This is a genomic window from Shewanella sp. YQ_9 (genome assembly GCF_043103185.1).
In the GTDB taxonomy this organism is placed as follows: Bacteria; Pseudomonadota; Gammaproteobacteria; order Enterobacterales; family Shewanellaceae; genus Shewanella; species Shewanella algae.
Map to the genome: position 1 here is coordinate 18121 of NZ_JBICJO010000076.1, position 17362 is coordinate 35482.

The window sequence follows — 17362 nt, forward strand, 5'->3', positions numbered from 1 at the left end:
TGGTATGCTTGCGCTATGAGCGAAACACATTTATCCCAACAAAAATTTGCCGAACTGCCACTCCATCCTGAAGTAATTCAGGCACTTGCAGAAAACGGTTTCGAATATTGTACGCCTATTCAGGCGCTTTCCCTGCCGGTACTTTTGCAGGGCAAAGATATCGCCGGTCAGGCGCAGACAGGTACGGGCAAGACCCTGGCCTTTCTGGTAGCAACTTTTAACCACTTACTTTCTACCGACATCCCCGCAGAACGCCAACTTAATCAGCCCAGAGCCATCATCATGGCACCAACCCGGGAATTGGCGATTCAGATAGCCAAAGATGCCACCTTGCTGTCCAAACACACCAAACTCAAGGTGGGGATTGTCTATGGCGGCGAAGGCTATGATGCCCAGCGCAAAGTGCTGGACAAGGGCGTGGATATCCTGATTGGTACTACAGGACGCATCATAGATTACGTGCGTCAAGGGGTTATCAACCTCAGCGCTATTCAGGCCGTAGTGTTGGATGAAGCGGATCGCATGTTCGATCTCGGCTTTATCAAAGACATTCGCTTCCTGTTCCGCCGCATGCCGGATGCCAAAGACAGGCTCAACATGCTGTTCTCGGCAACCCTGTCGATGAAGGTGCAGGAGCTGGCTTATGATCATATGAATGATCCGGTCAAAGTCGAAATTGCACCGGAAGAGAAGACCTCAAAAAACATCAAGGAAGAGCTGTTCTATCCTTCGATGAAGGACAAGATCCCACTGCTGCTTACCCTGATTGAAGAAGATTGGCCGGATAAGGCGATAGTCTTTGCCAACACCAAGCATCAGTGTGAGAACCTCTGGGGCTGGCTCGAAGGTGATGGTCACAGAGTCGGTCTGCTGACTGGTGATGTGCCGCAGAAGAAACGTCTTAAGATCCTGGAGTTGTTCACCAAGGGTGATCTGGATATTTTGGTGGCCACAGACGTAGCGGCCCGTGGCCTGCATATTTCTGATGTGTCCCATGTCTATAACTTCGACCTGCCTGATGACTGTGAAGACTATGTTCACCGTATCGGTCGTACCGGCCGTGCCGGTGCCAAAGGGGTTTCAGTCAGCTTTGCCTGTGAAGAATACGCCCTCAACCTGCCGGCTATCGAAGACTATATCAAGCACTCGATTCCGGTAACCTCTTACGATGCCGAAGCCTTGCTTGATGATATTCCAGCACCGGTTCGTATTCATCGTAAGCATGCCGGACCACGTAATACCCGTGATCGCGGCCAGGGACGTCCTCAGGGAGCCCATCGTAGCGGCGGTCGTCCGCCCCGTCACGACAGGACCCGCAGACATTCCTGAATGCCGAAACCCGCCTACGCAGCCATAACCCTTGGCTCCAATAGCTTCAATATGCTGGTTGCCCGCACTGTCGGCGGCCAGCCCAAGGTTCTCGCCAAATATAAACGTAAGGTGAGGTTGGCCGAGGGAATCGAGGCCGATGGCAGTCTCAACCTGGCGGCATTCGAACGTGGCCTTGATTGCCTGGCCATGTTCGCCAATATGCTCGTCGAGCATCAAGTCGATGATGCCAATGTGGCCGTCATTGCTACCGCAACCCTGCGCTGTATCAGCAATGCCGATGAATTCAATCGTTGTGCTTTGCAAATATTAGGTCACCCGATAGAGATCATCTGTGGTATGCGCGAAGCCGAACTTATCTATCAAGGCATGGTGGCGACCACTCATGGTGAAGGGCGACGCTTGGTGATAGATATAGGTGGCGCCAGTACCGAGTTTATTGTGGGTGACGGTGAAAAGGTGCTGTTTAAAACCAGCCTGCCCATAGGCTGTGTCACCTACAATCAATGCTTTTTCACCTCAGCTCCCCTGCAACCGCTGGACTTTGACGATGTGCGAGACAGGGTGGATCAGACCTTGGCTGACCACAAATCGACTTTGAAAGCGCTGGGCTGGCATTCGGTGGTCGGCGCTTCCGGAGCAGTGCAGTCAGTGGTTGAAGTGTTGCAACACAGGCAGGAATCGGAAACTCTGACCCTGACGGTGTTGGAATCACTGAAGCAGGAGTTGTTGGCTCAGGAGAGCCTGACTCTGAATGGGATCAGCGGTCTGTGTCCCGAGCGGGCACCGACCTTTGCATCCGGTATCGCTATTCTGCTGGCGCTGTTTGAACTGCTGGGTATTGAACGCCTGCATTTATCCGGCGGCGCTTTGCGCGAAGGGGTGTTGCAGATGTTGGCCAAAAGGCAGTCTTTAGCACCGGCACAGTAAAAAGGACCTTCACCAGGTCCTTTTCTCATTTTTGGCTGCTACGGCCCGAGTGCACCATAGGTTACCCGGCCTAGTGGCTTGAAAGATTACTTGAGGATCTTGGCCAGATCCTGCTCCAGAGAGACTTCCGGGCGTTCAACGATACGGCCAATCTCTTTGCCATCCTGAAGCACAATAAAGGTTGGGATCCGCTGGAAGTCATATTGGGCGGCCAGGCCCTCCGGATCCTGTTTCTGGCGATCTACCCCGATATAACGCACCTGGATATTAGGGTTGGCCACTTGCTCCATGATACGGATAAAGCGTGGTGTTTCTCTGTGGCAGTCCGGGCACCAGGTACCTATGATGACTACAATTTCTGTAGCTTTATCGACGGCTTTTATTGGGGCCAAGGCATCTGTCTCTACCTGATAACTCTGGTAGCCACTGCTGAATTCGGGTAATTCTGTCACCAGTTTCTGCGCTTCGACTGCGCCCGTTAAGATCACTTCCTGTTTCTCCTCGCTGCAGGTGGCGATAAAGCCTTCCTGTTTGTCTTCGAAACCACAACCGCCATTGGCCATAACCTGGCAACTGAAGAATAACGCGGTGGTGGCGAGTAACGCTTTTACATTCTGGTGCATCATACTACCTCGGGTGGGGTGACTCCATACCCTGATTCAACCATTGGTGAGGGATATGGCAAAGAGACAAACACTATGTATGTTAGCAAGATCACTAAATAATTTTGATCTGAACCAACAGGGGAGTCAGCGGGGGAATTAACTCATGCCGGGAATGGGGCAAATACAAAAAAGCCGCCTTGAAGGCGGCTTTGGAGTTCAATTTACTTGGCGTCTTTCAGCCATTGGGCGGCTTGCTTGGCAAAGTAAGTGAGAATGCCATCGGCGCCTGCGCGTTTGAAGCACAACAGAGATTCCATCACTATGGCTTTTTCTGCCAGCCAGCCGTTTTGAATTGCTGCCATATGCATGGCGTATTCACCGCTGACCTGATAGGCGAAGGTTGGTACACCCAGCTCGGTTTTGACTCTGCGCACTATATCCAGATAAGGCATGCCTGGCTTCACCATCACCATATCGGCACCTTCCTGGATATCCAGGGCGACTTCATGCAATGCTTCGTCCGAGTTGGCCGGATCCATTTGATAACTGTGTTTGTTGCCGCCTTTGAGGTTGCCGGCAGAGCCGACCGCATCGCGGAAGGGGCCATAATAGTTAGAAGAATACTTGGCGCTGTAGGCCATGATCTGGGTGTTGACATGGCCGGCGGCTTCGAGTGCCTGACGTATGGCGCCGATGCGACCATCCATCATGTCTGAAGGAGCCACCATATCGGCACCGGCAGCGGCGTGGGACAGCGCCTGCTTCACCAGAATTTCAGTGGTGACATCATTGATAATATAACCTGTCTCATCGATGATGCCGTCCTGTCCATGAGTGGTGTAGGGGTCCAGCGCGACATCTGTCATCACGCCCAGCTGAGGGAACTCTGCCTTGAGCTCACGAACGGCTCTTTGCACCAAACCATCGGGATTGTAGGCTTCTTCGGCCATCAGGGACTTTTTCTCCGCCGGCGTGACGGGGAATAGGGCAATCAAGGGGATCCCCAGCTCTACCAGCTCTTCGGCTTCCTTGAGCAGCAGATCTATGCTGTAACGCTCAACGCCTGGCATAGAGGCCACCGACTCGGTACGTTTGTTGCCTTCGAGCACAAACATGGGGTAGATGAGGTCATTGACCGTCAACTGGTTTTCAGCCATCAGGCGGCGGCTGAACTCATGCTTGCGCATACGGCGCATACGACGCTGTGGGTAGGCACTGGTAATTATGTTCACTTTGGGCTCCTGGCTGGATCTGAAAGGGTATCTTGCTCGGGATCGAAGGCGTAGACCCGATCCCTGCCTGAATTCTTGGCACGATACAGCGCCTTGTCGGCTTGCTCCAGCAACTGGGTGATGTGCATGTCCGACTCTATGATGGCGACGCTGACGCCGATACTTGCCGTCAGAGGGATAGTCTGTTTATCCCAACTGACATCCAAGGCCGAGATGGCGTGACGTATCTGTTCTGCCACTCTCAAGGCCCCGCTAGTATCAGTATTGGGCAATATAATAGCAAACTCCTCACCGCCAAAACGTGATACCAGATCACTTGGACGCCTGAGGATATTCTTGAGGGTATCGGCAATACTCTTAAGGGTTTGATCGCCGGCCAGATGGCCATGCTTGTCGTTAATGGTCTTGAACCTGTCTATGTCCAGCATCAGCAGTGCCAGCGGCGTCTGTTGCCGGCGGCTGATCCGCCCTTCGGCCTGCAGACGCTTGTCGAAGGTGGAACGATTTTTAACTCCGGTAAGGCTGTCTATTGTGGCCTGCTCGGTGAGCTTCTGGTTGGCTTCGTTCAGCTCTCTGAGCGCTATTTCCAGCTCCAGAGTACGCTCTTGCACCATACGCTCCAGCTTTTCGTTGCTCTCGGCTTCCATCCTCAGGGTTTCTTCCCTGGCTTCGCGGATCCGCTCTGCCTGTTTTAGGGCTTCCTGCTGAATTCTTTGCTTGGCCTTGCGCTCATCGTTGTAGCGTATTGCCAGCACTGCTGCCATAAACACCACTTCGAAAGTGAGCCCCAACAACACTGGCGTTTGTGGCATCAAGGGCAGTTTGATAAGACCCAGATACATGAGACAGGAGACGAAGATCCCCATCGTCATTCCACTCCAGGAGACGGTGTAGAGCTTGGCGAGTTTATTGCCACGCACCGCTTGCAGGATACTGAAAATCAGCAACATCAAACTCACTGACATCACTGAGATTATCTCAATATAGATGGCGAGTGCATAATCGATAAGCACAGTCGCGAACATCAGCAGTATGGCGCAGGCCGCCGTGTAGCGACAGGCCCTCAACATGCGAATGCTGTGATATTTGAGCTGTAATACCTTCTCGGTAAAGAGGATCCCAAAGGCGATAACCAGGGGAACCAACAAAGGGATCACATACTGTTGCAACTGTGGCACATTGGGCCATAGGTAGCGAAATGCCGTGCCATTGATGCAGGCAACCAATAGGGTCATTGTGAGCACATAACCGGCGTAATAGCTGTAACTGAAGGAGCGGGTAGTCACTGCAATGAACAGTGCAAACAAGCCTATAGCGGCCAGGGCGCCTAACTGTATGCCATTGAGCATATTGCGGGTTTCATGGCTTTGCAGTAGCGCGTATGGCTCCCAAAGGTGAATAGGCAGATAGCTGCTGCCGGCCGTGGTCAGCTTCAACCAAAATTGGTGCTGTTCCTGCTGCCTGATGTCAAAGGCGTAGAGGAAGTCGGTACTCAATATGCTTCTGTGGCCAAAGGGTTGGGTATCTCCCAGAGTCAACTGACGTTTGAGACGACCATTGACGTAGTGGTAAACCTCCAGCCTGTCCATACTGGGGTTATTGAAGGCCAATATTCTGTTGAAACTGCCGGGTTCATCGGCGTAGAGGCTAAAGTTGAACCAGAGGCCATCGGTTCCCATGTCGACAAAGCTGTAGTCATTCGCTGGGTGCCAGGCTGAATCCGGCAGGTTGAGCACCTGGCTGAGGCGACTATCTGGGCCTTGCTCTGTTACTCGGGCACTGGGGCGCAAGTCCGAATCCAGCCCCTTTGAGGCTGAAACTTCGACGCTGGGCTCGGCGTTAACCGCCAGAGATAGCAAACTACAGAAGAGCAGCAGTACAGAGTAAGCATTAGCCATGGGTGCTCTCCAGCTTAAAGAAACGCAAGCTGTTGCTATAGCACTGGCGTGCCAGACTGTCCAGCGACTGACCGCGGATGTCGGCGACAGCCTGGGCGATATAAGGCAGATATTTGGGCTCATTGCGGCCGGATTTGGGCTTGGGTCTCATGCTGCGTGGCAGTAGATAGGGACTGTCGGTTTCCAGCAATAATCTGTTATCCGGGATCAAGGGCAGGGCGTTTACCAAGTCCTGCCCCCGGCGTTCATCACAAACCCAACCTGTCACACCCAGGTACAGATCTCTGGCAATATAGTCCTCGGCCTGTTTGGGGCCGTCGGTAAAGCAGTGCAGTAGCGCCGCCGGTAGTGCTTCCAGATAGTCGTCCAAAATAGCCAAAAAGTCATCATGGGCATCGCGCTGGTGCATCAGTACCGGGTATTGTAGTTCTGCCGCCAGTGTCAACTGGGCCTCAAAAGCCTGGCGCTGCTGCCGGCGCGGCGAAAAGTCCCTGTTGTAGTCCAGGCCGCATTCCCCTATGGCAACGACTCCAGGTTGCCTGGCCAGTTGCCTCAGTTCGGTGGCGCTCTCCGTCTGCCACTGGCTGGCATGATGGGGGTGGACACCGGCTGTGGTGTAGATTTTTTTGGGGTATTGTCGGCAAACCTGGATGCAACTTCGGCTTTCATCCAGATGGCTGCCAATAAGGATAAGCGGCGAGACACCCTGGTCCGCCGCTTCATTGATAACTCGATTGAGATCTTGTTCCAGGTGGCTGCCAATCAGATTGACAGCGATATCCAGGTATTGATTCACTGCAGACGCTTGACCCTGATAGTGCTGTTGCGCCCTTCTGTTCCCAACAGGAATGAGCCTAAGGCGGCTTTTTCGATATAAACTTTCTGCCCGGATTCCAGGCGGAAATTGCGGCTGTCGGTCTGTTTCCAAACCTGACCGTTACTGAAGCTGATCTTGAGGGCACCATAGGGGTCTTTACCGACCTCGCTGATGGTCAGGAAAATCTTCGCAACTTCGTTTTTCTTGCTGGCCTGGATAGTGGATTCCAGGTTGTCGGCACCGAAGTCGGCCACAGGATCGGCCTGGACACTCTTGGCCACAGGCGCAGCGGCAACCACTGCAGCCTCTGTAGGGGTGACTTTTGCATGGGTGACTTTGGCAGCCAGCTCATCGTAACAGATGAGCCGGTCAAGCTTGTCAGATAGGGAGGCACACTGAGCCAATTGCTGTTCTATTCCGGCCTGAGCCTGAAAACAAAGCAGTGCAGCAGTAGAGGCAGCAATCCAGGTTAAACGCATGAATATCATCCTTCTTTTATTCTTGTTTTTACCCTTGCTGCCCGCTGATTACGCTTGCTTTTCTTCGGTCTCGTCCTCGTCTGATTCATCCGAAGCCTTGCTGTAAAAACGGGCAGCCAAGAGTCCGCCCTCAAACAATAACAGCATTGGCACGGCCAGCATAGTCTGAGAAATAACATCCGGAGGTGTCAGTAACATGCCCACCACAAAAGCGCCGACAACGATATAGGGGCGTTTGGCTCTTAGGTCTTCCGGAGTGGTGACACCGGCCCAGCACAGCAAAATCACGGCGACCGGGATCTCGAATGCCAAACCAAAGGCAAAGAACAGCTTCAGAATAAAGCTCAAATAACTGCTGATATCGGTCGCAACCTGAACCCCTTCCGGAGCCACACTGGTAAAGAAGCCGAATACAACCGGGAACACCACATAGTAGGCAAAGGCGATCCCCAAATAAAACAGCAGAGTACTGCTGAACAATAGCGGGACTACCAGACGTTTTTCATGTTTATACAGTCCGGGCGCAACAAAGGACCAGATCTGATACAGCACATAGGGCACAGCAATGAAAAAAGACAGTACCAGCGTCAGTTTAAAGGGAGCGAAAAACGGTGCGGCCACATCCGTTGCAATCATGCTGCCGGTATCCGGCAGTGACTGCATCAATGGGATCGCCATGTAGTGATAGATGTCGTTTGCCCAATAAACCAGGGCGATAAACACGATGAGCACACTTGCTATAGCTCTGAGCAGTTTAGTGCGCAGTTCCAGCAAGTGGCTGATTAATGGCTGCTGTTGCGACATGCTTTACCCATTATTTAGTGTCAGTACCTGTCGGCTTGGGAGCCGTCTCGGTGGCAGGTGTCTTCTCCTCGACAGCGGCTTCTGCCTTGGGTGCTTCCTGGGCTGGAGATTTGCTGTCTTCAACCTGATAGGGACGGTTGACCGATTGGGCCGCCTCTCTCAGTTGGTCGATAGACTCCTGCAGTTCGGGAGACAGATTGCTGAGGCCCTTGCTCTCGGCCTTCTTCAGGTCTGCATGTAACTGCTCGATCTTGAGCTCCTGCTCAAGTTCATCTTTGACCGAATTGGCCATGCGTTTCATGGCACGGATCCAACCGGTAATTGAACGTACCGCTACCGGGAGACGTTCGGGGCCGAGAACGACCAGCCCCAATACCCCGATGAGCAGCAGCTCCATAAAGCCGATACCATCGAACATAGGGAATTACGCCTGTTCTTTGTCCTTGGACTCTGGCTTCTTATCAGCCGCCTGTGCTTTGGGGTCTGCCTGAGTGTTCTGTGCAGAAGTGTCCTCGATGGCCTTCTTGTCTTCGTCACTGGACATGGCGTTCTTGAATCCCTTGACTGCTCCGCCGAGGTCGCCGCCCAGTGAACGCAGCTTCTTGGTGCCGAACAGCAGCACTACAATTAACGCGATGATGAGAAGTTGCCAAATACTGATACCACCCATGAAGGTTTCCTCTTAGATAATCTTGGTTCAATTATGAACCTTTAATTAAAATGTACTAATTAAAATTTCTTAATTTTGGGCCTGGATCGCCATCCAATAAACCACAGGATTGCTCCGGCTCCCATACTGACATAGGAAGGCCACAGTGTAGCGTCCTGACTGAGTGAAATCGTGCCACAGATCAACAAAATTGCGGATGTGATTAACAAATAATTGCTCTTGTGCGCTTTCTGCTGGTGCTTCAGATATTTGTCCAACATCTGCTGCTGAGCTCCAAGGAGATTTCGCCCCAGCTTCAGATTGTCATATATCAGCTCCGGAAACTCTGGAAGTTTATCAGACCAGAAGGGCAATTGTGTTTGCACTTTTTTGAACATTGCCTTTGGACCGACCTGTTCGGCCATCCACTGTTCGAGGAAAGGCTTGGCCGTTTGCCACAGATCCAACTGAGGATAGAGCTGACGTCCCAAGCCTTCGATATAGAGCAAGGTCTTTTCCAGCAAGACCAACTGTGGCTGTACCACTATGTGGAAGCGGCGGGCGGTACGGAACAGTTCCAGCAGCACATGGCCGAAGGAAATCTCGTCCAGCGGCTTGTTGAACATAGGTTCACACACCACTTTGACTGCTTGCTCGAAGGCCTGAATGTCGGTATCGGCCGAAACCCAACCGGATTCCACATACAGCTGGGCGATACGGCGGTAATCACGATTGAAGAAGGCAAGGAAGTTTTCCGCCAGATAGCGTTTATCCGTGTCGTTGAGCGTTCCCATGATGCCGCAGTCCAGACCAATATAGAAAGGATCTTCCGGATGCTCGCGGGAAATAAAGATGTTGCCCGGGTGCATGTCGGCGTGGAAAAAGTTGTCGCGAAATACCTGGGTAAAAAAGAGTTCCACCCCACGCTCGGCCAGTAGCTTGAGGTTGGTACCCTGGGCCTTGAGCGCGGCAACGTCCGAAACCGGGATCCCCTCGATGCGCTCCATCACCATCAGCCTTGGATAGCACAGCTCTTCATAAACATAGGGAATATAGAGGGCGTTGGAGTCGATAAAATTGTTGCGCAGCTTGACCGTGTTGAGCGCTTCCAGTTTAAGGTTGAGCTCTCCCAGAATGGTAGTGCGGTAGTCTTCCACCACTTCGGCCGGGCGCAGGCGATTATCCGGGCCGAGAATGGTTTCCAGCAGATTGGCACTCTGGCTCATCAGTTGCAGGTCGGCGAGAATGTTTTGCTCTACATTGGGGCGTAATACCTTGAGAACCACGGGCTTGCCGTTGGACTTGAGCGTTGCCGTGTGCACTTGGGAAATAGATGCCGAGGCCAGCGGGGTATCGTCAAAGTCGTCAAACAGGGTTTCTATGGGGGCCTTGAGTTCGGCTTCAATGGCTTCCCGCGCCAGCTTGGAGTCAAATGGCGGGACTCTGTCCTGCAACATGGCCAATTCATGGGCCCATTCATCGCTGAGCAGATCGCGACGGGTGGAGAGCATCTGGCCGAACTTGATATAAACCGGCCCCAACTCTTGCATGGCCAGTTTCAGCCGTTCACCACCGGCCTTGGATTTATGTTTGTTACGCAGCCAGAACAGACTGCGGCGCCAGAGTTTGAAGTACCAAGGGGTCAACTTTTTCGGCAACAGCTCGTCCAAACCATAATGCAGGGCAATGCTGATAACCTGATATCCTCTCTTGATACTGGCGAAACTCATGGGCTTTTCTTGTCCTTCAAATTGGCGAGTCGTTGTTCCAGAGCGTCCGTGGCGGCCGCAAGCTCGTCAATTTTGTCGCAATGGTGAATAAATTCAAGCCGATGAGGGGCTAATCTGTACTCTTCGGTGGTTAATTGCGCCAGATGGGATTGGGTCTTGTTAAAAACCCGGCTTAAATCTGCCTTGGCTCGCTGCAGACCACTTAACAAGATATGAGTCGGGGCATCGCCCAGATACCGGGACAAAGGCTCGGCAAAGTCAAACCTGACCTGCTGCAGAAAATGGCTGAATGTTTGCAGCAAGGCGAGTTCCCCTTCGATTACCAGCTTATCTTGTTTGATAAGCTCGGTGAGGCTTTCGCCTTCGCCCAGGCGGTAGAGGGTGGTGGCATCGGCCTTGACGGTAACCGCTGCCTCACCTTCATAGCTGGAAAGCACCTGAATTTTTTTGGCAAACACTAAATAAAGCGGCCAGTTCAGTTGACTGAGTTGCAGACACAGGACTTTACCGTGCAGCGATTTCAACCGGGCATATTCGCCCTCGGCTTGGTCGGTGACTTTCTCTAGCGCCATCTCCAGAGCGGCGCAGCACAGCAGCCGCCACTGGGATGTCAGGCTCAGCTCATTCATCTCAGAACTTATAGCCTCGGTGCAGAGCCACTACGCCGTCGGTCATATTGATGTAATCCACCTGCTCCAGGCCGGCATCTTGCATCATCTGTTTCAGGGTTTCCTGATCCGGGTGCATACGGATGGACTCGGCCAGGTATTCGTAGCTGTCGGCATCTTTGGCAACCAGCTGACCCATCTTTGGCAGGATCTTGAATGAATACAGATCGTAGGCCTTACGCATGATCTCATGCTGTGGCTTGGAAAACTCCAATACCAACAACTTACCGCCTGGCTTGAGCACACGTTGCATGGAGCGCAGCGCCGCGTCTTTGTCGGTCACATTACGCAGGCCAAAGGCGATGGTGATGATATCGAAGTGATTGTCCGGGAAGGGCAGTGCTTCGGCGTTGGCCTGTACATAACTGACGTTGCCCACTATGCCCTTGTCGCGCAGCTTGCTGCGACCGACTTTGAGCATGGAATCATTGATATCCGCCAGGATAACCTGACCCTTGTCACCCACCAGGTGAGAGAACTTGGCGGTCAAATCACCGGTACCACCGGCCAGATCCAACACCTTCATTCCCGGACGGGCACCGGCGCACTCAATGGTGAAGCGTTTCCAGAATCTATGGATACCAAAAGAAGCAACATCGTTCATGATGTCGTATTTAGTGGCAACGGAATGGAAGACTCCGGCTACCAGGTCGGCCTTCTTATCGGCTTCGACAGTTTTATACCCGAAATGTGTACTCTTTGGTGAGTCTTCAGACATCAGTGTATTCCTATGACTAGCTCGTAGTGCAGCGAGTGTAAGCTATTGGTACAGCTTGCTGAATCTTTGCGCGGCCAAGCTGTGATCGCCGCAGTAAAAAATGCTGTTGGCCCCCAGGCCAGACTGCGCATTAGACCACAATATCCGCCGGGGGTGAATAGCCCCAGCCGCCATAGTATTCCCTATTGCGGCTGAACCTAGCTGAGCCGTCCTGCCTATTTGAGCACGGGCAAGCTTGGCGGTGCTAAAGCGAAAAGAGTGTGGCAGTGTTCAGACCTGTTTGGCCTGTAGATAGGCGTAAATCAGTTCGGCAAGGCACTGACCGACGGCCTTGTAGCCGGCGGCTAAACCTGCGTCGTGGCATGCCGGGGCGCCTTCGGCCAGATGCAGATAAACACTTGGGGTGTGGCGCGCCATATGGCTGACGTAATGTGCCGCATCCAACAACGGAATACCGGCAACGGTTGAGGCACTGGATGGCATCTGGGTTATGGCATCCAGATCCAGCTCTATGGCGACCGGTAGACCTGTATGACGCAGCTGGCGGGCAATGTCGCTCAGTGCCTGTTCTAAACTCAGCTCGCGACGTACCCAAATCTGCTGCAGGCTGTGCCAACTGCCTCCAAATGCCGTAAGTTGTTCCAGATTGGCTTCACTGTTTTTCAGTTCATGCAGCCCGAGCACGTGATAATGCCCCAGGGCGCCGTTGGCCGCGGCATAACTGAAACCATTGCCACTGTGGCGGCCTTCACGCAACCTGAAGTCTGAATGAGGATCCAGATTGACCGCCGCCAGCGGCTTGGATAATGCCGCCCGGGCGGCGCTGAGTAAGCCAAAGGCGTTGTTGTGGCCACCGCCGATGACAATGGGCTCAAGCCCGGCGGCAAAAACCGGAGTCAGGGCTTCGATGACCTGCTGATCCAGAGACTCCACCTCTTGTCTGAGTTGCTGACAATCATTGGCAGCATTGGCAACCGGGGTGATTTCCCCCAGCAGCAGGCATTCTTCACCACTTAAAAAGCGGTTGGACTGCAGATTAAGCAGCGCCGGCAACATGGCGGCAAAGGCCTGGTTGGCACCGCCTTGCCCTAGATTAGCCCTGGGCCCAAGGTCCTCCTTGATTCCGATAATGGCAAAACGGGCGCCTGCGGCTTTGGCCTGGGTCAGCGCATCCATATAGCTTGCCGCGCCTGGCAGCAGGCGCACTTTCTGACCCAGACGGGTTTCACCTTCTCTGGGGCTGAAAGATTGAGCCAGCTTGGCTTGCGTGATGGGGGAGAGCGGCAGTTCCATAGAATATCCCTTTCTCTGACGGGGCAAGAATAGCCTCTATTCTGGCCGAGGCTGAGCAAAAGGCAACAAAAAAGCCGGCAGAGGCCGGCTTTTGTGCAGAGGTCGTTATCAGTCGATATCCAAAGGCTCGGGAGAAAGAATCACCCCAGTGTTATCGGCATAGATATGATCGCCAGGCAGGAAGGTGACGCCACCGAAGTTCACCGGAATGTCCACTTCACCAATGGCATTGCCATCGGCACCAACAGGAATGGAGGCCAAAGCCTGGATACCTATATCCAGCTCTTCGAGGGCATCGACATCGCGCACGCTACCGTAAACGATAATGCCTTCCCAGTTGTTGTTGACCGCAACCTCGGCAATCGAGGCATCGATCAGCGCCCGGCGCAGAGAACCACCACCGTCTACCAGCAGAACCTTTCCTTCGCCATCGTCCTGCAATACATCGAGAATGAGGCCGTTGTCTTCGAAACACTTGATGGTGCTAATGGAGCCGCCAAATGAACTACAGCCACCGTAGTTGCTGAACATGGGCTCGACGACATCGACAACATCCAGGTACATGTCACAAAGTTCTGAGGTGTTGTATTCCATATTTACACTCCTGTTGAACCGCAGGGTCTGACAAGACCGCGGGATAACGCACTAAGTGCCAGTATATAAGGGATTCTTGAAAAGAAAAGTGTTATCAATCACGGTATTGCTGGATTTTCTCTCCGTTAACATTTGCGTGGTAATATTTCGTAACTCCTGTCTATATATGCAGCGTTTTTTGATGCAGCTCATTAAATAACGTATTTTTATTACAACTCTGTTGTGACTTTTGTTAGCATTGGCACCATTCAAACTTACTTAACTTTAACCTGCTTTAGGGGCACGGATCCCCCGTCAGGCTTATGGACGGCAGAGGGCCTTAATGAGGTGCCTTATGGAAGCTCTTAACACAGTTGAAATCGTTGGCTATTTTGCCTCCATCATGGTGGCCATTTCACTGATGATGAAGGACATTATCTGGCTGCGTTGGATCAACTTTACCGGTTGTACCCTGTTTGTGATTTACGGTGCAGCTATTTCTGCCTGGCCGGTAGCGGGGATGAACGCCTTTGTGGCTTGTATCAACATCTATCATTTGATCAAAATCTATCGTGGCCGGGCTACTGTCACTGCCTGATGTCATAAAAGCTTAGGGCAGGTGTCACCTGTCCGTCACACCCCTTGACTAGGCTCTTTACTGCTACACAGAACGGAGCCCTTGACCCGGCTCCTTACTGTCCACAGAAGGAGCCTCAGCCATGTTTACCTACCTTGCTGAACTCGATCTTCGAACCTTTCGCGCGCTGACACAATTTGGCCGCAAACATGATCTGGAAGCCAGCGCCCTCAAGTTTTCTGCATCGGGTAATGGTCCGCTTTACCTGTGTCTGGCGTTGCTTATGTTGCTGGAGCAGGATGGACAACGCTTCTTCGCTTTGTTGCTGTTGGCGTATGCCGTGGAATTGCCTTTGTACCTGTTACTCAAAAATGCCATTCGCCGTAAACGCCCATGTCATCAGGTTCTGGTGGGCTTCAGGGCCAGCTTTGAGCCCTCTGACAAATTCAGTCTGCCGTCCGGCCATACGGCGGGTGCCTTCGTGTTTGCCAGTGCGGTATGGCAAATTTACCCGCAGCTGGCAGTGCCGGCATTTATCTGGGCTGGCCTGGTTGGGGTTTCCAGAGTGTTTCTCGGTGTTCACTACCCTCTCGATATCTTGGCCGGTGCCCTTTTGGGCTGCAGTGCCACTCTCATAGCAGTAGTTTGGATATAAGGACTATCAATGCGGATACTTTACGGCGTTCAGGGCACAGGGAATGGCCATTTGAGTCGCGCCAGAGTAGTAGCCAAAGCCTTGGCAAAGCACGATATTCAGGTTGATTATTTCTTCAGTGGTCGCCAGCCGGAGCAGTTTTTTGATATGCAGGCCTTCGGCGATTACCGGGTCTGTGCCGGGCTGACCTTTGTGACTCAAAAGGGACGGGTCAGCATCCCCAAGACACTGATGCACAATTCCGCCATTGAGCTTTGGCGAGACATTCGCGAGTTGGATCTCAGTGGCTATGATCTCTTGCTCAATGACTTTGAGCCGGTTTCGGCCTGGGCCGCCAGGCGTCAGGGGGTGCCCAGCATAGGCATTAGTCATCAGGCTTCCCTCAAATACCCTGTGCCCAAAGTAGGAAACTCCTGGTTCAACGACTGGTTGCTGGAAAACTTCGCTCCCGTGGATCAGGCATTGGGGTGTCACTGGCATCACTTTGGTTATCCGATATTGCCGCCCTTTGTCGATGTCAGCCGCTGCGCCGTGGAACATTCGCACGATATTTTGGTGTATCTGCCGTTTGAGAGCCCACAAGCTATTGCCGAATTATTGCACCCTTTCCATGACTACCGTTTTATGGTGTATCACAGCCAGGCGGCGCCAGTTGCTTTACCTGAGCATATTCTGTGGCATGGTTTTGATCGTGAAGGCTTCAAGGCCGATCTCGCCAGTTGCGGTGGGGTGATAGCCAATGCCGGATTTGAACTGGCCAGTGAAGCCCTGACCTTGGGTAAAAAGCTCTTGGTTAAACCCTTGCTTGGGCAGTTTGAACAGCTGTCGAATGTGGCCGCCCTGGAGCTGCTGGCAGCGGCCGACAGCATGATGACGCTGGAGCCGCAAACGGTGAAACGTTGGCTCAAACGGGGTAGCCCTGAGCCGATTAACTACCCGGATGTGGGCGATCTGCTGGTGCCTTGGCTGTTGGCCGGCAATTGGCAGGACAGCCAATCGCTGTGCCGGGAGCTGTGGCAGCAGGTGACATTACCCGACACCTGGTTTTCCAAGCAGGATGCCAAGGCGCTCAGCGGGCTGCCTTTGGGCTCGCTGATCCGCTAGCAAAGGTACGAATAAGTCCTCGTGGAATTTGTTTGCACCTTCCTCAGTTATATTTGATATTCATGCTGATCAGGGCTTCACGGCTGCCCTTTTCGGCACGCAGCCTAGCCAGATATTGTTCCCAGAGTTCGGTGTGTTGGGTGCAGAGCTGGTGCAGTATCTGCCAGGAATAGAGGCCGGTATCATGGCCGTCGTCGAAGACCAGCTTCACTGCATAATTGCCGACCGGCTCAATGGCGCTGATGTTGACCTCTTTTTTGTGAGTCACCAGCTTGGGGTTGCCATGGCCGTGTACTTCGGCCGATGGAGAGTGAACCCGCAGAAACTCGCAGCTCAGTTGATACTGACTGCCATCATCGAAGCCTATCTCGAGCAGTTTGGATTTACGCTTCAGTTTCAGTGATGTGACTTGAGGATGACTCATGGGAACTCCATTGTGTCCGGGGTTTCTGTGTATCTGTTTATTCTATGTCAGAGCGCTGGGACTGTGCACCCCGGTGGATGAGAGCTGACACACATTAATGGTGGCAAAAAATAGCGGCCGCTGGCAGCGGCCATTATTGGATAATGATGAAGACAGTTATTTGATAAAGGCGAAGGCATCGCCGTAGAGGTGGGCTTCATCCAGTCCCATCTCGCGGAACAGCTCCCGCGCGGCACCGACCATGTCGAAACGACCGGCAATATAGATGTCATAGCCCACCAGGCTGACAAAGTCCGAGCGTATCTGCGCCAGCAGATTGGCCTGTTTCCCTTGCCAGTCGGCCTCGGCCTGTTCTACAACCGGCACGAAGTGCAACCAAGGGTGCGCTTGATGCCACTCTCTGGCGATGGCTTCGTAGTACATGGCTTCAGGATTGCGGCAGCCCCAATAGAGCAGGGTTTCAACCTTTTGCCCCAGGGCGATTTGCTGCTCTACCAGGCTCTTGATATAGGAGAAGCCTGTACCACCGGCAACCAGCAGTCTGGGCCTGATACTCTGGTGTCTGAGGAAGGCTTCGCCGCCCGGAGCTTCGATATCGATATGGCTGTTGTTTCTCAGCTGCTCGACCACTTGCATGGGATAGCTCTCGCTGACGGCTGCGCCTATGTGAAGTTCTATGAGTTCGCTGCCGGGAGCCGAAGCTATGGAGAAGGGACGCTTGTCTTTCTCACCCATTACCACACACAGGTATTGACCGGCCTTGAACTCCAGCGGTTTTTCGGGGCGCAGCAATACTTGGTACACAGCGTCATTGAATGGGGCAACTTTCTCTATCTTACAGCGGATGCTATTCATCGAACTTCCTTTTTACCTCTCT

General features: G+C 53.0%; 20 protein-coding genes. 5 read left to right on the forward strand and 15 right to left on the reverse strand.

The annotated features are described in order from the left end of the window. Positions 1-15 precede the first annotated feature (15 nt). Both rhlB and ACF8D4_RS20720 read left to right on the forward strand, forming a co-directional pair. On the forward strand, positions 16-1329 hold the full coding sequence (gene rhlB, locus ACF8D4_RS20715) for an ATP-dependent RNA helicase RhlB (protein ID WP_025011564.1): 1314 nt from the start codon (positions 16-18) through the stop codon (positions 1327-1329). Then, positions 1330-2259 carry an exopolyphosphatase gene (locus ACF8D4_RS20720; protein WP_144220637.1) on the forward strand — a complete coding sequence of 310 codons (930 nt, stop codon included), beginning with the start codon at positions 1330-1332 and terminating at the stop codon, positions 2257-2259. Positions 2260-2345: 86 nt separating this feature from the next. Here the strand turns inward: ACF8D4_RS20720 and ACF8D4_RS20725 are convergent, their stop codons facing one another. From ACF8D4_RS20725 to rraA, 13 genes are all read right to left on the reverse strand, one after another. Further along, on the reverse strand, positions 2346-2882 hold the full coding sequence (locus ACF8D4_RS20725; protein WP_025888240.1) for a thioredoxin family protein: 537 nt from the start codon (positions 2880-2882) through the stop codon (positions 2346-2348). Positions 2883-3085: 203 nt separating this feature from the next. Then, on the reverse strand, positions 3086-4096 hold the full coding sequence (hemB, locus tag ACF8D4_RS20730) for a porphobilinogen synthase (RefSeq protein ID WP_025011566.1): 1011 nt from the start codon (positions 4094-4096) through the stop codon (positions 3086-3088). Then, positions 4093-5994 carry a diguanylate cyclase gene (locus ACF8D4_RS20735; RefSeq protein ID WP_392468950.1) on the reverse strand — a complete coding sequence of 634 codons (1902 nt, stop codon included), beginning with the start codon at positions 5992-5994 and terminating at the stop codon, positions 4093-4095. The genes hemB and ACF8D4_RS20735 overlap by 4 nt, the downstream gene beginning before the upstream one ends. Then, the gene (locus ACF8D4_RS20740) at positions 5987-6790 is read right to left on the reverse strand and encodes a TatD family hydrolase (protein ID WP_101058375.1); all 804 of its coding nucleotides are present in this window, start codon (positions 6788-6790) and stop codon (positions 5987-5989) included. Before ACF8D4_RS20740 ends, ACF8D4_RS20735 begins: the two co-directional genes overlap by 8 nt. Next, positions 6787-7290, reverse strand: a complete 504-nt coding sequence (locus ACF8D4_RS20745) for a hypothetical protein (protein ID WP_025011569.1) — start codon at positions 7288-7290, stop codon at positions 6787-6789. The genes ACF8D4_RS20740 and ACF8D4_RS20745 overlap by 4 nt, the downstream gene beginning before the upstream one ends. A gap of 48 nt (positions 7291-7338) precedes the next feature. Beyond that, positions 7339-8094 (reverse strand): twin-arginine translocase subunit TatC, encoded by a 756-nt coding sequence (tatC, locus tag ACF8D4_RS20750; RefSeq protein WP_025011570.1) that lies wholly within the window; start codon positions 8092-8094, stop codon positions 7339-7341. 10 nt (positions 8095-8104) lie between these two features. After that, a complete protein-coding gene (tatB, locus tag ACF8D4_RS20755) occupies positions 8105-8512 on the reverse strand; it encodes a Sec-independent protein translocase protein TatB (RefSeq protein ID WP_028781365.1) in 408 nt (135 codons plus the stop codon). Positions 8513-8518: 6 nt separating this feature from the next. Further along, positions 8519-8764: a Sec-independent protein translocase subunit TatA gene (gene tatA, locus ACF8D4_RS20760; protein WP_044735310.1), complete on the reverse strand. Its 246-nt coding sequence runs from the start codon at positions 8762-8764 to the stop codon at positions 8519-8521. Between the two features lie 59 nt (positions 8765-8823). After that, a complete protein-coding gene (gene ubiB / locus ACF8D4_RS20765) occupies positions 8824-10473 on the reverse strand; it encodes a ubiquinone biosynthesis regulatory protein kinase UbiB (RefSeq protein WP_025011571.1) in 1650 nt (549 codons plus the stop codon). Continuing rightward, entirely contained in the window at positions 10470-11102 is a 633-nt protein-coding gene (locus ACF8D4_RS20770) for an SCP2 domain-containing protein (protein ID WP_044735309.1), read from the reverse strand. The genes ubiB and ACF8D4_RS20770 overlap by 4 nt, the downstream gene beginning before the upstream one ends. Position 11103: 1 nt before the next feature. Further along, positions 11104-11859, reverse strand: coding sequence for a bifunctional demethylmenaquinone methyltransferase/2-methoxy-6-polyprenyl-1,4-benzoquinol methylase UbiE (ubiE, locus tag ACF8D4_RS20775; protein WP_025011572.1), 756 nt, complete (start codon positions 11857-11859; stop codon positions 11104-11106). 270 nt (positions 11860-12129) lie between these two features. Then, entirely contained in the window at positions 12130-13152 is a 1023-nt protein-coding gene (locus ACF8D4_RS20780; protein WP_025888250.1) for a formimidoylglutamase, read from the reverse strand. Between the two features lie 108 nt (positions 13153-13260). After that, positions 13261-13746, reverse strand: coding sequence for a ribonuclease E activity regulator RraA (gene rraA, locus ACF8D4_RS20785; protein ID WP_025011574.1), 486 nt, complete (start codon positions 13744-13746; stop codon positions 13261-13263). A 334-nt stretch (positions 13747-14080) separates the two neighbouring features. Here rraA and ACF8D4_RS20790 point away from each other — a divergent pair, with 334 nt between their 5' ends. The 3 genes from ACF8D4_RS20790 (at position 14081) to ACF8D4_RS20800 (ending at position 16061) form a co-directional block, all read left to right on the forward strand. Then, positions 14081-14323, forward strand: coding sequence for a YgjV family protein (locus ACF8D4_RS20790; protein ID WP_028781361.1), 243 nt, complete (start codon positions 14081-14083; stop codon positions 14321-14323). A 121-nt stretch (positions 14324-14444) separates the two neighbouring features. Continuing rightward, positions 14445-14957, forward strand: a complete 513-nt coding sequence (locus ACF8D4_RS20795; RefSeq protein ID WP_025011575.1) for a phosphatase PAP2 family protein — start codon at positions 14445-14447, stop codon at positions 14955-14957. Positions 14958-14966: 9 nt separating this feature from the next. Next, positions 14967-16061: an MJ1255/VC2487 family glycosyltransferase gene (locus ACF8D4_RS20800; RefSeq protein ID WP_144218127.1), complete on the forward strand. Its 1095-nt coding sequence runs from the start codon at positions 14967-14969 to the stop codon at positions 16059-16061. Positions 16062-16104: 43 nt separating this feature from the next. Here ACF8D4_RS20800 and ACF8D4_RS20805 read toward each other — a convergent pair whose 3' ends face one another. Beyond that, positions 16105-16485: a gamma-butyrobetaine hydroxylase-like domain-containing protein gene (locus ACF8D4_RS20805; RefSeq protein ID WP_025011577.1), complete on the reverse strand. Its 381-nt coding sequence runs from the start codon at positions 16483-16485 to the stop codon at positions 16105-16107. Between the two features lie 156 nt (positions 16486-16641). Further along, complete coding sequence (fre, locus tag ACF8D4_RS20810) at positions 16642-17340, reverse strand: NAD(P)H-flavin reductase (protein WP_392465141.1); 699 nt, start codon at positions 17338-17340, stop codon at positions 16642-16644. Positions 17341-17362: the final 22 nt, after the last annotated feature.

Bases quoted from the DNA above. Each gene is read 5' to 3' on its own strand.
- rhlB (WP_025011564.1), top strand. From the start codon at position 16: ATGAGCGAAACACATTTATCCCAACAAAAATTTGCCGAACTGCCACTC.
- ACF8D4_RS20720 (WP_144220637.1), top strand. From the start codon at position 1,330: ATGCCGAAACCCGCCTACGCAGCCATAACCCTTGGCTCCAATAGCTTC.
- ACF8D4_RS20725 (WP_025888240.1), bottom strand. From the start codon at position 2,882: ATGCACCAGAATGTAAAAGCGTTACTCGCCACCACCGCGTTATTCTTC.
- ACF8D4_RS20735 (WP_392468950.1), bottom strand. From the start codon at position 5,994: ATGGCTAATGCTTACTCTGTACTGCTGCTCTTCTGTAGTTTGCTATCT.
- ACF8D4_RS20745 (WP_025011569.1), bottom strand. From the start codon at position 7,290: ATGCGTTTAACCTGGATTGCTGCCTCTACTGCTGCACTGCTTTGTTTT.
- tatC (WP_025011570.1), bottom strand. From the start codon at position 8,094: ATGTCGCAACAGCAGCCATTAATCAGCCACTTGCTGGAACTGCGCACT.
- tatB (WP_028781365.1), bottom strand. From the start codon at position 8,512: ATGTTCGATGGTATCGGCTTTATGGAGCTGCTGCTCATCGGGGTATTG.
- tatA (WP_044735310.1), bottom strand. From the start codon at position 8,764: ATGGGTGGTATCAGTATTTGGCAACTTCTCATCATCGCGTTAATTGTA.
- ubiB (WP_025011571.1), bottom strand. From the start codon at position 10,473: ATGAGTTTCGCCAGTATCAAGAGAGGATATCAGGTTATCAGCATTGCC.
- ACF8D4_RS20770 (WP_044735309.1), bottom strand. From the start codon at position 11,102: ATGAATGAGCTGAGCCTGACATCCCAGTGGCGGCTGCTGTGCTGCGCC.
- ubiE (WP_025011572.1), bottom strand. From the start codon at position 11,859: ATGTCTGAAGACTCACCAAAGAGTACACATTTCGGGTATAAAACTGTC.
- ACF8D4_RS20780 (WP_025888250.1), bottom strand. From the start codon at position 13,152: ATGGAACTGCCGCTCTCCCCCATCACGCAAGCCAAGCTGGCTCAATCT.
- rraA (WP_025011574.1), bottom strand. From the start codon at position 13,746: ATGGAATACAACACCTCAGAACTTTGTGACATGTACCTGGATGTTGTC.
- ACF8D4_RS20790 (WP_028781361.1), top strand. From the start codon at position 14,081: ATGGAAGCTCTTAACACAGTTGAAATCGTTGGCTATTTTGCCTCCATC.
- ACF8D4_RS20795 (WP_025011575.1), top strand. From the start codon at position 14,445: ATGTTTACCTACCTTGCTGAACTCGATCTTCGAACCTTTCGCGCGCTG.
- ACF8D4_RS20800 (WP_144218127.1), top strand. From the start codon at position 14,967: ATGCGGATACTTTACGGCGTTCAGGGCACAGGGAATGGCCATTTGAGT.
- ACF8D4_RS20805 (WP_025011577.1), bottom strand. From the start codon at position 16,485: ATGAGTCATCCTCAAGTCACATCACTGAAACTGAAGCGTAAATCCAAA.
- fre (WP_392465141.1), bottom strand. From the start codon at position 17,340: ATGAATAGCATCCGCTGTAAGATAGAGAAAGTTGCCCCATTCAATGAC.